This window comes from Actinomadura flavalba DSM 45200 (assembly GCF_000374305.1).
Lineage (GTDB): Bacteria > Actinomycetota > Actinomycetes > Streptosporangiales > Streptosporangiaceae > Spirillospora > Spirillospora flavalba.
Window position 1 is genome coordinate 381,096 of record NZ_KB894093.1, and the last position, 14,164, is coordinate 395,259.

General features: G+C 73.4%; 12 protein-coding genes. 4 read left to right on the forward strand and 8 right to left on the reverse strand.

Features of this window, described 5'->3' with window-relative positions:
- The first annotated feature begins 57 nt into the window (after positions 1-57).
- Genes C229_RS0101735 through C229_RS0101750 form a run of 4 tightly spaced genes read left to right on the forward strand, consistent with a single transcriptional unit; the run spans position 58 to position 6,139 of the window.
- Positions 58-1,941 carry a polysaccharide biosynthesis tyrosine autokinase gene (locus C229_RS0101735; RefSeq protein ID WP_018653352.1) on the forward strand — a complete coding sequence of 628 codons (1,884 nt, stop codon included), beginning with the start codon at positions 58-60 and terminating at the stop codon, positions 1,939-1,941.
- Positions 1,928-3,529: a polysaccharide biosynthesis C-terminal domain-containing protein gene (locus C229_RS0101740; RefSeq protein ID WP_018653353.1), complete on the forward strand. Its 1,602-nt coding sequence runs from the start codon at positions 1,928-1,930 to the stop codon at positions 3,527-3,529. Before C229_RS0101735 ends, C229_RS0101740 begins: the two co-directional genes overlap by 14 nt.
- The gene (locus C229_RS0101745; protein ID WP_033423889.1) at positions 3,513-4,829 is read left to right on the forward strand and encodes a ParB N-terminal domain-containing protein; all 1,317 of its coding nucleotides are present in this window, start codon (positions 3,513-3,515) and stop codon (positions 4,827-4,829) included. The genes C229_RS0101740 and C229_RS0101745 overlap by 17 nt, the downstream gene beginning before the upstream one ends.
- Positions 4,826-6,139: an RCC1 domain-containing protein gene (locus C229_RS0101750; RefSeq protein WP_018653355.1), complete on the forward strand. Its 1,314-nt coding sequence runs from the start codon at positions 4,826-4,828 to the stop codon at positions 6,137-6,139. Before C229_RS0101745 ends, C229_RS0101750 begins: the two co-directional genes overlap by 4 nt.
- Here the strand turns inward: C229_RS0101750 and C229_RS0101755 are convergent.
- The 8 genes from C229_RS0101755 to C229_RS0101790 all read right to left on the reverse strand — a co-directional run bounded on the left by C229_RS0101755 (position 6,136) and on the right by C229_RS0101790 (position 14,142).
- The gene (locus C229_RS0101755) at positions 6,136-6,849 is read right to left on the reverse strand and encodes a hypothetical protein (protein WP_018653356.1); all 714 of its coding nucleotides are present in this window, start codon (positions 6,847-6,849) and stop codon (positions 6,136-6,138) included. The genes C229_RS0101750 and C229_RS0101755 overlap by 4 nt on opposite strands.
- Positions 6,850-6,940: 91 nt before the next feature.
- Positions 6,941-7,837 (reverse strand): glycosyltransferase family 2 protein, encoded by an 897-nt coding sequence (locus C229_RS0101760; protein WP_026313367.1) that lies wholly within the window; start codon positions 7,835-7,837, stop codon positions 6,941-6,943.
- Between the two features lie 86 nt (positions 7,838-7,923).
- A complete protein-coding gene (locus C229_RS0101765; protein ID WP_018653358.1) occupies positions 7,924-9,216 on the reverse strand; it encodes a sulfate adenylyltransferase subunit 1 in 1,293 nt (430 codons plus the stop codon).
- The gene (gene cysD / locus C229_RS0101770; protein ID WP_018653359.1) at positions 9,216-10,130 is read right to left on the reverse strand and encodes a sulfate adenylyltransferase subunit CysD; all 915 of its coding nucleotides are present in this window, start codon (positions 10,128-10,130) and stop codon (positions 9,216-9,218) included. Before cysD ends, C229_RS0101765 begins: the two co-directional genes overlap by 1 nt.
- 90 nt (positions 10,131-10,220) lie before the next feature.
- Positions 10,221-11,081: a 3'(2'),5'-bisphosphate nucleotidase CysQ gene (locus C229_RS0101775; protein ID WP_033424013.1), complete on the reverse strand. Its 861-nt coding sequence runs from the start codon at positions 11,079-11,081 to the stop codon at positions 10,221-10,223.
- 62 nt (positions 11,082-11,143) lie between these two features.
- On the reverse strand, positions 11,144-12,628 hold the full coding sequence (locus tag C229_RS0101780) for a sugar transferase (protein ID WP_018653361.1): 1,485 nt from the start codon (positions 12,626-12,628) through the stop codon (positions 11,144-11,146).
- A gap of 182 nt (positions 12,629-12,810) precedes the next feature.
- Positions 12,811-13,404 (reverse strand): aminoacyl-tRNA hydrolase, encoded by a 594-nt coding sequence (pth, locus tag C229_RS0101785; protein WP_205624410.1) that lies wholly within the window; start codon positions 13,402-13,404, stop codon positions 12,811-12,813.
- A gap of 81 nt (positions 13,405-13,485) precedes the next feature.
- The gene (locus C229_RS0101790; RefSeq protein ID WP_018653363.1) at positions 13,486-14,142 is read right to left on the reverse strand and encodes a 50S ribosomal protein L25/general stress protein Ctc; all 657 of its coding nucleotides are present in this window, start codon (positions 14,140-14,142) and stop codon (positions 13,486-13,488) included.
- Between the last annotated feature and the right edge of the window lie 22 nt (positions 14,143-14,164).

A 14,164-nucleotide genomic window follows, 5' to 3' on the forward strand; every position in this document is an offset into this window, starting at 1 on the left:
ATACAGTCAAGGCCAACGATGCGGCAAGCACGTCATCGATCGCTGAGGGGACACGTCGTGAGTGCTGACCAGACGGCCGAGCCACAGGGGCGCTTCCTGGCGCTTCTGCGGCGCTACCTCGTCCTGCTGATCGTGCTGGCCGTGGCCGGCGGCGCCCTCGGCGCCGCCGCCGGCCTCCTGCTCCCGCAGCCGTTCAAGGCCACCGCGACCGTCCTGGTGAGCCCGCTGGAGGGCAACCCCTACTCCCCGCAGGGGCGCGGCGACGACCTGATCAACCTGGAGACCGAGGCGCAGCTCGTCAGCACCGACACGGTCCGCAAGATCGCCACGCAGCGGGCCAAGCAGGAGCTGCCGGACGACATCGAGGTCTCGGTGCCGCCCAACACGCAGGTCCTCAACCTCACCTGCACCGCCGCGGACTCCGCCGCCGCCCGCGCGGGCGCCCAGTCCTACGCCGACGCCTACCTGGAGTACCGGCGGCAGCGCGCCCAGGCCGTCGTCGACGGACGCCTCGCCAAGCTCAAGCAGCAGGCGATCCGGGTCGAGCGCGAGCTGCGCCAGGCCAACCGCGACCTGGCCGCGTCGTCCGGCTCCCAGCGCGCCTACCTCGGCCAGCGCATCACCGCCTACACCAACCAGCTCGGCGTCATCGACGAGCAGTCCAACGACATCGGCAGCACCCCGATCAGCCCCGGCCAGGTCATCACCCCCGCCGGTGCCCCCAGCGGCCCCGGGCAGATGCGCGTCCTGGTCTACGGCGCGGGCGGCCTCTTCGGCGGCGCCCTGTTCGCGTTCCTCATCCTGCTGCTGCGCGAGCGGCTGAACCAGCGCATCCGCGACGCCGAGACGATCGAGGGCCTCGGCATCCGCGCCCTCAGCACCGTGCCCGCCGACGGTCCCACCGAGGACACCCTCGCGCTCGTCTCCGCGCCCCGCAGCGCCGCGGGCGAGGCGTACCGCAGGCTGCGCGCCGCCGTCGTCGCGACCGCGCCGCAGACGCCCGTCGCGCTGCTGGTGTCGAGCGCGACGCCGGGCGGCAGCTCCCGCCTGGCCGCCTCCAACCTGGCCGTCGCGCTGGCGTTCGCCGGAGCCAAGACCATCATGATCGACGCCACCACCGACGACGCCGACACCACCGGCCTGTTCGGCGCCCGGCCCGGCAAGGGCCTGTCGGACACGCTGCTGTCCGGCACCGACCCCGCGACGCTCCTCATCCACACCGACTCCCAGCTCCGGCTGCTGCCGCGCGGCGCCCGCGCCCGCGAGGCCGCGCACCGCTTCTCCGGGCCCCGGATGCGCGAGACCGTCAAGGTGCTGCGCCGCCGCAGCGAATACCTGATCGTCAACGCGCCGAGCCTGCACGACGCCGACGCGCAGGCGCTCTGCACCTTCGCCGACGCCGTCGTCCTCGTCGTCGACCAGGGCGTGACGACCCGCCAGGAACTGCGGCAGGCGTACGTGGAGGCCGAGCGCGCGGGCGCGACCGTGCTCGGCGCCCTGCTGGAGCCGCGCGACCAGCGCCGCCGCAACGCCGCGCCGCGTCCCGCCGCCGCCCGGCCGCGTCCCCCCGTCCAGGACGAGCCCGCCGACGCCGAGGACGAGCACTACTGGCCGGGCCCGCGCGGCGACGAGGAGCCCGCCGAGCCGTCCACGCTCACCACGCAGGCGCTGCCGAAGTTCCAGCCCGACGAGGAGCCGGCCCCGGCCGAGCCCGGCGACCGCCCGGTCGCGTCCGGCGCGCGCGACGGGCGGCTGCGGGTCAGCGACGTCAAGTCCGGCGGCGCCGAGCCCGCCGACGACGACGGCGACTCCCCCGCCGCCCGCACCCACGAGGACGTCGGCGCCCTGCTGGAGGGGCCCGCCGAGCCGTCCTCCGACGGCGACATCGTCCCCCGGTACGGCAAGCACACCTCGCGGGCCGGACGACGTGGCGGGTCCTGACCCGGCGGCGGCCGGGGGCGCGAACCTGAACAAGCTGGCGCGCGGCGGGGCGCTCAACCTCGTCGGCGCCGGTGTCGCCGGGGTGCAGGGCCTGGCGATCGTCTTCCTGATCGCCCACCTGTACTCGCAGCAGGTGGCGGGCTCGTTCTTCGCGGCGACGTCGCTGTTCCTCATCCTGGCGGCCGTCGCCGGGCTCGGCACCGACGCGGGGCTGCTGCGCTGGCTGCCCCGGCACCTGGCGCTCGGCGAGGGGACGTCCGCGCGCCGCACCGTCCCGGTCGCGCTCGTGCCGGTCGTGGTGACGGCGGCGCTCGCGGGCGCCGTCCTGGCGCTGACCGCGTCGTGGACGGCGGCGCGCATCGGGTCGGGCGCGCCCGGCCAGGTCGCCGAGATGGTCCGCGTGCTGGCGCTGTTCCTGCCGCTGGCCGCCGCGCACGACGTGCTGCTGGCCGCGACGCGCGGGTACGGGTCGATGCGTCCGACGGTGCTCGTCGACAAGATCCTCCGGCAGGGTCTCCAGGTCGTGTTCGTGGTGGTGGCGGCGCTGGTGTCCGACCATCCGGCGGCGCTCGCGCTGGCCTGGGTCGCCCCGTACCTGCCGTGCCTGCTCGTCGCGGCCGTCTGGTACCGGCGGATCAGCCGCCGCAGGCTCGCCGCGACACCGGCCGGGGAAGCGGCGCGTCCGCTCGCGGGGGACTTCTGGCGGTTCACCGCGCCGCGCTCGGTGGCGCAGGTCTGCCAGACCGCCTTCCAGCGCGTCGACATCGTGCTCGTCGCCGCGCTCGCCTCGCCGCGCGAGGCCGCGATCTACACGGCCGCGACGCGGTTCATCGTGATCAGCCAGCTCGCCACGCAGGCCGTGCAGAACGTCATGCAGCCCGCGGTGAGCCGGTTGATGGCGCTGTCCGACCGCGCGGGCGCGCAGAAGATCTTCGCGGTGTCGGCGGCGTGGAACCTCGCGCTGTGCTGGCCGGTGCACCTGGCCATCGCGGTCGGCGCCCCCGTCTACGTGGCGTCGTTCGGGTCCGGCTACGCCGGGTCGGGCGAGGTCGTGACCGTCGTGCTGGCGCTGGCGATGCTCGTCGCGACGGCCACCGGCGCCCGCGACGTCATGCTCCTGATGGCCGGTCGCAGCGGGCTCAGCCTGGCCAACCAGAGCGCCGCCCTGGCCGTGAACCTCGCGCTGAACGTGGCGCTGATCCCGGTGTTCGGCATCGCGGGCGCCGCGCTGGCGCGCGCCGCCGGGCTGCTGGTGCGGACGGGGCTCGCGCTCGTGCAGGTCCGCCGCATCCTCGGCATGAGCCCGGCGAGTTCGGGGCTGGCGTGGGCGGCGGGCGCGGCGCTGCTGTCGTTCGGCGCGGTGCCGCTGGCCGTGCGGCTCGTCGCCGGGGACGGCGTCGTGGCGCTGCTGTGCGGGCTGATCCCCGGCGCGCTGTTGTACTTTGCCCTACTCTGGGGCGGCCGTGAGCGGTTGAATCTCACCGCGTTCGCCACCCTTCTGCCGGGCCGGCGAGGCCGCGGCACATCGTCCGTCGCGGCCGTGCCCGACGAAGAACCTGCGAGGAGCGTCCATGTCCCCGGGAATTGACCAGGTGCGGCGCAAGTCGCGCGCCGTGCTGCGCAAGAGCGGGCTCGCGCCGAGCGGGCCGGTGTACGGCCGTCTCGTCGACGCGGGCCGGTCCCTGCCGATCCCGCCCGCCGCGCGCGTCGCCGTCTCGACCGCGGTGCTGCGCCGTCCGTGGCGGGTGCCGGTCCGGCTCGACAAGCTCCTCGTCGGCGCGCAGGGCGGCTGGACCGCCCGCGAGTTCGCGGAACGCACCGACGACCTGCTGTGGCCGTCCACCCCGTTCCTGGACGGCCCGCACGTCGGCCTGCTGCGCCTCGCGGACGAGCGCGGCGAGCTGACCGACACCGACATCCTGGACAGCGGCTACGGGCAGCTCGGCCTGCGCTGCGTCAAGGCGGGCGGGAACTACTTCGGCGGCACCGACGAGACCGGCGTCGTCGCGGCGGCCCGGCACTTCATCGCCCGCTACCGCGGCGAGGACCTCCCGCAGGACGGCCCGCGCCCGCAGCAGAGCGGCGCGCAGGACCCGGTGCTCGTCGCGCCCGTGCGCGGCTCGGACCACTACCAGATCCTCGACGGCCACCACCGCCTCGCCATCGCCGCGATGAGCGGCGCCACCGGCGCCCACGTCGTCGCCAAGTGGCTGCCGGTCACCACGCCCCTCCAGGACCTCCTGCTGCGCATGAGCTGGCTGGACGGCACCCACGAGCTGTACCAGCCGATCGACGCCCCCGAGCTGCGGGACGGCTGGACGACCGTCCGGCAGTGCACCGACCGGCTCGACAAGATGACCGCGTTCCTCGCCGAGCGCGGCGTGACCGGCCGCTACCTCGACGTGGCGAGCTGCTACGGCTGGTTCGTCGCGCGGATGGCCGAGGCCGGGTTCGCCGCGCAGGGCATCGAGCGCGACCCGCTCGCCGTCCCGCTCGGCCGCGCCGTCTACGGGCTCCCGGAGGGCGCCATCGCCACCGGCGACGCCGTGGAGTTCCTGCGCGGGCACGAGCCGGGCACGTGGGACGTCGTGTCCTGCTTCAGCCTGCTGCACCACTTCGTGCTCGGCCGCGCCGACGTCGGCGCCGAAGAGCTGATCCGGCAGCTCGACCGCGCGACCGGCCGCGTCCTGTTCTTCGACACCGGGCAGGACAACGAGGCGTGGTTCGCCGAGTCGCTGCGCGGCTGGAACCCCGAGCGCGTGCGGCGCTTCTTGGAGGAGAACACCACGTTCGACGAGATCGTCGATCTCGGCCCGGACGACGACGCCCGCCCGCCCTACGAGGACAACTACCGGCGCCACCTGTTCGCCTGCGTCAGAACGGCATGACCGCACGCCGCGGCTCCCCCGCACTGCTCGGGCTCGCTCTGGCCCTCGCGGTAGCGGCGTGCACGAACGAACCCGCCACCTCCGCCGCGCCCGCTCCGCCGGCCGGTCCCCCCGAGGGGACGGCCGCGGAGCAGGCCGGCGTCGTCTGGACCAGCGGCATGAACAGCGACGGGCAGCTCGGCCGCGAGGTCGCCGAGCTGGACCCGTCGCTCGCGCCGGTCACCACCCGCCGCAGCGACCGCCTGACCGGGGTCCGCGCGGTCGCGGGCGGCGGCCGGCACTCGCTGGCCGTCCTGGAGGGCGGCACCGTCGTCGCCTGGGGCGCCAACGACCACGGGCAGCTCGGCGACGGCACCACCGTCGACCGGCCGACGCCGGTCAAGGTCCGCGCGGCGGACGGCAGGCCCGGCGCGCTGACGGGCGTCGTCGCCGTCAGCGCCAACAGCGACTTCTCCATGGCCCTGCGCTCGGACGGCACCGTCGTCACGTTCGGGAAGGGCGACGCCGGGCAGCGCGGCACCGGCACCCGCGCGGCTCCGCTGATCCCGACGACCGTCCGCGCGGCCGACCGCCGGGGGCCGCTGCGCGGCATCACGGCCATCGCCGCCGACGGCCGCACCGAGCTGGCGCTGACCCGGTCCGGCCGGGTCCTGTCGTGGGGCGCCAACACCTTCGGCATGCTCGGTGACGGCACCCGGCGCCCGCGCGCGCTGCCGGGGCCGGTCAAGGGCCTGGAGGGCGAGGGCGCCCTCACCGGCGTCACCCGCATCGCGATGGGCGGCCAGCACGGCCTGGCCGTGCTGCGCGACGGGCGGCTCGCGGCGTGGGGCCGCAACGACCTGGGGCAGCTCGGTGACGGCACCCGCAGGGACCGGCCCGTGCCCGACGTCGTCACCGGCGTCGGCGGCAACGGCCAGCTCGGCGGCGTCGCGTCGATCAGCGCCGCCGAGAAGCACAACTACGCGCTGCTCAAGGACGGCTCGGCCGTCGCGTGGGGCAACAACTCCGCCGGGCAGCTCGGTGACGGCTCGGCGAAGCTCCGCACGATCCCGGTGCCGATCGTCTCCGGGCACGGCCCGCTGCTGCGCAACGTCCAGCAGGTGTTCGCGGGCGAGGCGTACGGCGTCGCGGTCCTCAGCGACGGGTCACCGATGACGTGGGGCGCGGGCGGGCGGGGCCAGCTCGCCTCGGGCAACCGGCAGCCCCGCAACCGCCCGGGCACGCTGGTGATGGCGCACGGCGCCCCGCTGCGCCCGGTGCTGACGGCGGGGGTCGGCGAGCGCCATCTCCTGCTGGTGATGCGGCCCTAGGCGTCCGGCGTGGGCGCGGCGGGCGTGCGCTTGCGGCGCCACAGCAGCAGCCCGCCGCCGGCGGCCGCCAGCACGGCGACGCCGCCGGCGGCCAGGGGCAGCACGGGCACGCCGCCCGCCTCCGCCTTGCGCGCCTCCGCCGAGCCCGCGGCGGGGGCCGTCGGCTGCGATCCGGCCAGGGTACGTTCCAGCGGCACCGACTGCTCGGGCGCGGGACGGCCGTCGTTGCCGGGCTTGCCCGGCGCCGGGGGCGCGTACTTGGAGACCGGCATGCCGCGGACGAACGAGACCAGCGCCGCGTCCGGGCGCGCCGGGTACGCCTTGACGGCCTTGGCGTAGACGGCCTTCACCTTGGCGGCGGGCTCGGTGTCGGACGCCACGCGCAACTGGTCGCCCGCCAGCACGGCGTAGGTGCCCTTGCGCTCCAGTTTGCCGGGCAGCGCCGCCAGCAGCGCCTCGGGCCGGTTCCCGGCCGGGACGACGGCGACGAAGACCGGCACGGCGCGGCCCTGCGCGCTGCGCAGCAGTTCCTGCGCCTTGTCGCTCTTGAAGTACTTGGCGCGGGAGTCGACGTAGTAGCCGCTCTCGATGATGGACTCGGTGACGGCTTCGAGGTCCACCCCGTCGGCGGAGGCGGGCACGGCCAGGCCGAGCGCCGGGGTCACCGCCAGGGCTCCCGTGACGGCGAGGCGGCGGAGGGTGGTGTCCATTTCGGGCTACTCCTAACAGCGCGGTACGGCCACCGACAGTACCGACGTGACGCGGGAAAGGCAGGGAAAGCGGGATAACGGCCTGATCGGGTCAGATGCCCCTGCCGCGCGTGTGCAGCGCGAGCAGCACCCGCTTGCCGGACACGGCACCGGACGCGACGGCCAGCGCGAACGGGACGCGCCGCTCCGCCGGATTCGCCCGCAGCGCCCGCGCCGACCAGCGCAGCGCGTCCCGGCGGCGGCCCACGGTCGCGCAGCCGAACGCGAGCTGCCCGTAGACGCGCCCGGCGGCGCCCGGCTCCCGGCCGATCTCCGGGTAACGCTCCAGGAACCACTCCAGGGCCGCGACCTTCACCTCCCAGGCGTGCGCGTAGTAGGAACTCAAGCCCCAGAGCACCCGCACCAGGGGGCGGTCCACGTTCACGATGGGGAAGCGGCGCGCGGCGCGCAGCGCCAGGTCCCAGTCCTCGCCCTGACTGCCGGGGATCGTCTCGTCCACCATGCCGATCTCGACCAGCGCCGCCCGGCGGGCCACGTACGTCGAGGAGTGCACGCTCATCATGCGGTCGCGGATCAGCGCGTCGTAGGTGACCCGGCCGGTACCGGCCAGGCGCGGCAGCTCGCGGCCGTCGAAGTCGATGAGGATGCCGGAGCTGCACAGCACGGCGTCCGGCTCGTCCTCCAGCGCGGCGACCTGCGCGGCCAGCTTGCCGGGCAGCCACGCGTCGTCGTCGTCGCAGAACGCCACCAGGTCGGTGTCCAGCGCCTGGATGCCGGAGTTGCGGGCACCGGCGAGGCCGGGCGTGCGCGTGTTCGGCAGGACGGCGACGCGGTCGGAGACGAGGCTCTCGTCCGGCTCGGCGCGGTCGAACACGACGACGACCCGCAGCTCGCCGTCGTACTCCTGCGCCAGCACCGACTCCAGCGCGCGGCGCATCAGCTCGGGCCGGTCGTGCGTGGGCAGCACGACTCCGACGGAAGGTGACATCGGGCGACCTCACGGGTTCGGAACGGGTGGCCCCCATTGTCGCGTATGCGGGGCTTGATCAGGGCGGTTCTCGCCGCCCTCGCCGCCTAGCGGGCGCCGATGATCATTCCGGCGGCGACCGTGTTGTTCGTCGCCTCGTCGATGAGGATGAACCCGCCCGTCAGCCGGTTGCGGCCGTAGTCGTCCACGAACAGCGGCTGGGTGACGCGCAGCGCGATGCGGCCGATCTCGTTGACGTCGAGGCCGTCGGCGTCCTCGTCGCGGTGCAGGGTGTTGACGTCCAGCCGGTAGTTGAGCGACTTCACCATCGCCTTGGCCGTGCGCGTCGTGTGCTTGAGTACCACCCGCATGCGCGGCGTCAGCCTGCGGTCGGGCGTCATCCAGCAGACCATCGCGTCGATGTCCTGCGCGGACTCGGGCCGGTTGTTCGGCCGGGCGATCATGTCGCCGCGCGAGATGTCGATCTCGTCGGCCAGCCGCAGCGTCACCGACATCGGCGGATGCGCCTGCTCGACGGGACCGTTCGGGCCGTCGATGTGGGTGATCGTTGTGGTCAGCCCGGACGGCAGGTGCACGACCTCGTCGCCCGGCTTGAGCACGCCGCCCGCCACCTGGCCCGCGTAGCCCCGGTAGTCGTGCAGGTCGTGGTCGGTGGAGGCGTGCGGGCGGATCACGTACTGCACCGGGAACCGCACGTCGATGAGGTTGCGGTCGGACGCGATGTGCACGTGCTCCAGGTGGTGCAGCAGCGACGGCCCCTCGAACCACGGCATGTTCACCGACCGCTCCACCACGTTGTCGCCGTGCAGCGCCGACAGCGGAATGAACGTCAGGTCGCTCACCTCCAGCTTGGAGGCGAACGCGGTGAACTCGTCCACGATGCGCTCGTAGACGCCCTGGTCGTAGTCGACCAGGTCCATCTTGTTCACCGCGACGACCAGGTGCGGCACCTTCAGCAGCGTCGTCAGGAACGCGTGCCGCCGCGACTGCTCCAGGATGCCCTTGCGGGCGTCCACCAGGATGATCGCCAGGTCGGCCGTGGACGCGCCCGTGACCATGTTCCGCGTGTACTGGATGTGGCCCGGGGTGTCCGCGATGATGAACTTGCGGCGCGGCGTCGCGAAGTACCGGTACGCCACGTCGATCGTGATGCCCTGCTCCCGCTCGGCGCGCAGGCCGTCGGTGAGCAGCGCGAGGTTGGTGTACTCCTCGCCCCGGTCGGCGCTGGTGCGCTCGACCGATTCGAGCTGGTCCTCGAAGATCGACTTGGAGTCGAACAGCAGCCGCCCGATCAGCGTGGACTTGCCGTCGTCCACGCTCCCGGCCGTCGCGAACCGCAGGATGTCCATCTGCTTGGCGGTCTGAGTCTGCGCGGACATCAGAAGTACCCCTCCTTCTTGCGGTCCTCCATGGCGGCCTCACTGGCGCGGTCGTCGGCGCGGGTCTGGCCGCGCTCGGTGATGCGCGTCGCCGCGATCTCCTCGATGACCTCGTCCAGCGTCCCGGCCGCCGACTTCACCGCGCCCGTGCAGGACGCGTCACCGACGGTCCGGTACCGGACGGTCGCCTCGAAGGCGGGCTCGTCGTCGCCCCGGTTGGCGTAGGAGATGTCGGCCAGCAGCATGCCGTCGCGCTCGAACACCTGGCGCGTGTGCGCGAAGTAGATCGGCGGCAGCTCCAGCTCCTCGCGCCGGATGTAGTCCCAGATGTCCAGCTCGGTCCAGTTGGACAGCGGGAACACCCGGACGTGCTCACCCTGGCGGATGCGGGTGTTGTACAGGTTCCACAGCTCGGGCCGCTGGTTCTTGGGGTCCCACTGGCCGAACTCGTCGCGGAACGACACCACGCGCTCCTTGGCGCGCGCCTTCTCCTCGTCGCGGCGGGCACCGCCGAACGCGGCGTCGAACCGGTGCTCCTCGATCGCGTCGAGCAGCGTCACCGTCTGGAGCCGGTTGCGGCTCGCGCGCCGTCCCGTCTCCTCCTGGACGCGGCCCTGGTCGATCGACTCCTGCACCGACGCCACCACCAGCCGCAGGCCCAGTTCGGCGACGCGGCGGTCGCGGTACTCGATGACCTCGGGGAAGTTGTGGCCGGTGTCGACGTGCATCACCGGGAACGGGATCGGCGCGGGCGCGAACGCCTTCTGCGCCAGGCGCAGCATGACGATGCTGTCCTTGCCGCCGGAGAACAGCAGGACGGGCCGCTCGAACTCGGCCGCGACCTCCCGGATGATCTGGATCGACTCGGCTTCCAGCACGTCGAGCTGGGACAGCAGATAGTCGGAACGCTGCATGTCTAGGGACTCTCTCCACGCTCTTGGGGCAGATGCACCGACGAGGGCCGCCGCACGGCGGCCCGCCGGTCTGTGGAACTCGGGCGGCGCTCAGCCCGGCAGGGCGTCGCCCACCGCCTGAATGCCGGACAGCAGCGTCGATGCCGACACAGGGTGGCACACCAGGATATCCGGCAGCCGGGGGTCGGTGCGGTTGTAGACCAGCGGCGACCCGTCGATCCGGGACGCGTGCGCGCCCGCCGCCAGCGCCACCGCCGCCGGGGCGGCCGAGTCCCACTCGTACTGGCCGCCCGCGTGCACGTACGCGTCCACGACGCCCTGGAGGACCGCCGAGATCTTCGCGCCCGCCGAGCCGATCGGCACCAGTTCCACGTCCGCGTCGAGGATGCCGGCCAGCCGCTGCACGAACTCCGGGGGGCGGGTGCGGCTCACGGCGACGCGCAGCCGTCCGGGCTCCGGCGGGCCGACGCGCAGCGGCGCGTCACCGGCCAGCGCGCCGTCCGGCGACGTGCGCAACGTCACTCCCTGAGCGGGCAGCGCCACCGCCCCGGCCGCCAGCTCGCCCTTCACCCACAGCGCCACGTGGACGGCCCAGTCCGAGCGGCCCTCCTCGGAGAACTCGCGGGTGCCGTCGAGCGGATCGACGATCCAGACGCGGTCGGCGGCCAGCCGGTCGGCGTCGGCGGTGTTGCCGGTCGGGGCGCGGTCGTCGCCCGCCGAACGCTTGCCCGCGACGGACGCGCGGCCCTCCTCCGACAGCACCGCGTCGCCCGGACAGCGCTCGGCCAGCTCGGCCATCAGGTACTCGTGCGCCCGCAGGTCGCCCGTGTCCTTCAGGGCCCTCGCGTCGGCGAAGCCCAGCTCGTCCCGTACGCGCAGCAGCAGCCGCCCCGCCTCGGCGGCCAGCTCGGCCGCCGTCGCGTGATCGTCCGCCGGAGTGTGCCCCATCATCCGTTCGCCCACAATCCCGACTAGGTCAGTTCGGTCGGTGCCCATTCTGCACGCCGCGCGGCTCAGTACGCGCCCGAGCCCCGGACGACCGCCGACCCCGTCTTCCACATGATCTGGAGGTCCATCGCCAGCGACCAGTTGTCCACGTACCGCAGGTCGAGCCGGACCGACTCCTCCCACGTCAGGTCCGAGCGCCCGCTGACCTGCCACAGACCCGTCAGACCCGGCTTCACCACCAGCCGCCGGTACACGTCGTCGCCGTAGCGGGCGACCTCGTCCGGCAGCGGCGGACGCGGGCCGACCAGCGACATGTCGCCGCGCAGGACGTTGATGAGCTGCGGCAGCTCGTCCAGCGAGTAGCGGCGCAAGACGCGGCCCACCCGGGTGATCCGCGGATCGGCCCGGATCTTGAACAGGACGCCGTCGCCCTCGTTGTCCTCCAGCAGCTCGCTCCTGCGGTGCTCGGCGTCCACGACCATCGTCCGGAACTTGAAGACGGTGAACTCGCGGCCCTCGCGGCCCACCCGCGTCTGCCGGAACATCACCGGGCCGGGGCTCGTCGCCTTGATGACGAGCGCGACCAGCGCCAGCAGCGGGCTCAGCGCCAGCAGCCCCGCCAGCGCGCCGCTGCGGTCCACCAGGCCCTTCAGGACCTTCCGGCCGCCCTCCAGCTCGGGGTGCTCCACGTGCAGCAGCGGCAGCCCCGACACCGGGCGGATCGAGATGCGCGGGCCCGCCACGTCCATCAGCGCGGGCGCGACGACCAGCTCCACGTCGTCGCGCTCGATCTGCCACGCCAGCCGGCGCAGCGCGACCCCGTCCATCTCCGGGCACGACAGCACGGCCACCGAGTCGGCGCCGACCTGCCCGACCACGGCGGCGGCGTCACCGAACTCACCGAGCACCGGGACGCCCTCGACCTCGCGGACCGCGTCGTCGCCGGAGGCCAGCATCGGCGGCAGGCACACCGCGACGATGTCCATGCCGTGGTACGCCTTCTGCCGTAGCAACTGGATCAGGTCAGCGACGGCCGCGCGGTGCCCGACCGCGACGACGCGGCGCATGCACTCGCCGTTCCAGCGGCGCTTGTGCAGCCACTTGCGCAGCCGGTACCGGGCGAGCAGATTGAGGAACGTGCCGAACGGCAGCGCCATCACGACGTAGCCGCGCGCGACCTCGGTCTTGGTCGCGTACGCGATGATCGCCACCGTCGCGATGAGGACGAACCCCGACCGCAGCACGCGGTGGAACTCCTCGTACCCGACGCCGACGTAGCGCGGCTGGTACGCCCGCGACAGCGCGAGCGTCAGCAGCCACGCCAGCGGCAGCAGGACCGTGAACGCGATGTAGGGCTCGGTGGAGTCGTGCGGGACGCCCGGGAAGCGCAGCACGTACGCGACGAGACCGGCGGTCAGCATGCTCAGGTAGTCGACGGCGACGGCCACCCGGCGGTACCGGCCGCTCCAGTTCGCACCCGGCGGACGGGTGCGCTGCACCCCGGGTTCAGCCTGGTCGGACCGCTGACGGGTCTTGTCGATGACCGCCACTACGCCTCACCCAGCCCCTTGATCCGCACGCACGCCCCAAACGCACGATTCACCTGCAAGACGGCCGACAGACGTCCGAGGTTCACATGTGACGTGTATCCCGTCAGTGACGCATCTTACGGTTGCTTTATCGCTAGCCGGGAGCTAAGGCCCGAGTAGCCAGAAGATTCTGTTCAAAGTCACTACAGGGCGTGGAACTCGTTCTGCGCCGCCGCCAGATCGGCGGACATCAGACGCTCCACGGCGTCCGCCGCACGCTCGACGTTCAACTCCAGCTCCCCCCGCTCGGCCGCCGAGAAGTCCTTCAGCACGAACGCCGCCGCGTCCATCCGCCCCGGCGGACGGCCCACGCCGAACCGTACGCGCAGGTACTCCTTCGACGCCAGCGAACGCGTGATCGACCGCAGCCCGTTGTGGCCGTTGTCACCCCCGCCCCGCTTCAGCCGGACCGCGCCGAACGGGACGTCCAGCTCATCGTGCACCACGACGAGCCGCTCCACCGGCGTCTTGAAGAACCCGGCCAGCGCCTTCACCGGCCCGCCCGACTCGTTCATGAACGAACGCGGCCTGGCCAGCACCACCCGGTTCCCCGCCAGACGGCCCTCCACGACGTCCGCGCGCGACCGGTGCGCCTTGAACCGCCCGCCCGCCCGCGCCGCCAGCACGTCCAGCACCAGGAAGCCCGCGTTGTGCCGGTTGCCCGCGTACGACGGCCCGGGATTGCCCAGACCCACCACCAGCCACGGCTCGGCGTCCACGGCCACCACCTCTCGCACGGCGAACGGCCCCTGCCGGTGCGCGCACCGGCAGGGGCCGTTCGAGGAAGAACACGCGGGCCGTCACGCGACGGCCCCAGATCACTCGGCGGACTCGCCCTCGGCCTGCGCCTGCTCGCCCTCGGCGGCCTCGTCCTCGCCGCCCTCACCCTCGGCGGCCTCGTCCTCGGTGGCCTCGCCCTCGGTGTCACCGGCGGACAGCGTCGCGTCGACGACCTGCGCGATCAGCGTCTCCTCGTCGAGCGTGAGCGTCACGCCCGAGGGGAGCTTGACGTCCTTCGCGAGGATCTGCGCGCCGATCTCCAGGCCCTCGACCGAGACCTCGGCCGACTCGGGGATGTGCGTCGCCTCGGCCTCGACCGCGATCTGCACGACCGGCTGCTCGACCCGGGCGCCCGACACGACGTCACCGACGACGTTCACGGCGATCTCGACGGACACCTTCTCGCCGCGACGGACCAGGATGAGGTCGACGTGCTCCAGGAAGCCCTTGATCGGGTCGCGCTGGACGTCCTTCGGGAGCGCCAGCTCGGTGCCCTTGCCCAGGCCCTCGATCGTCAGCAGCACGTTCGCGGTCTTCAGGGCCAGCATCAGCTCGTGGCCGGGAAGCGTGATGTGCTGCGGGTCGGTGCCGTGACCATAGAGGACGGCGGGAACCTTGCCGGCCCGGCGGGTGCGCCGCGCGGCACCCTTACCGAACTCGGTGCGCGGCTCGGCGGCGATGCGTACCTCGGACACGGCGGAAACTCCTTGCTTGTTG

What these genes read in the sequence shown, in the direction of transcription:
- C229_RS0101760 (WP_026313367.1), bottom strand. Translation starts at nt 7,837, where the DNA reads ATGTCACCTTCCGTCGGAGTCGTGCTGCCCACGCACGACCGGCCCGAG.
- C229_RS0101750 (WP_018653355.1), top strand. Translation starts at nt 4,826, where the DNA reads ATGACCGCACGCCGCGGCTCCCCCGCACTGCTCGGGCTCGCTCTGGCC.
- C229_RS0101755 (WP_018653356.1), bottom strand. Translation starts at nt 6,849, where the DNA reads ATGGACACCACCCTCCGCCGCCTCGCCGTCACGGGAGCCCTGGCGGTG.
- C229_RS0101765 (WP_018653358.1), bottom strand. Translation starts at nt 9,216, where the DNA reads ATGTCCGCGCAGACTCAGACCGCCAAGCAGATGGACATCCTGCGGTTC.
- C229_RS0101775 (WP_033424013.1), bottom strand. Translation starts at nt 11,081, where the DNA reads ATGATGGGGCACACTCCGGCGGACGATCACGCGACGGCGGCCGAGCTG.
- cysD (WP_018653359.1), bottom strand. Translation starts at nt 10,130, where the DNA reads ATGCAGCGTTCCGACTATCTGCTGTCCCAGCTCGACGTGCTGGAAGCC.
- C229_RS0101745 (WP_033423889.1), top strand. Translation starts at nt 3,513, where the DNA reads ATGTCCCCGGGAATTGACCAGGTGCGGCGCAAGTCGCGCGCCGTGCTG.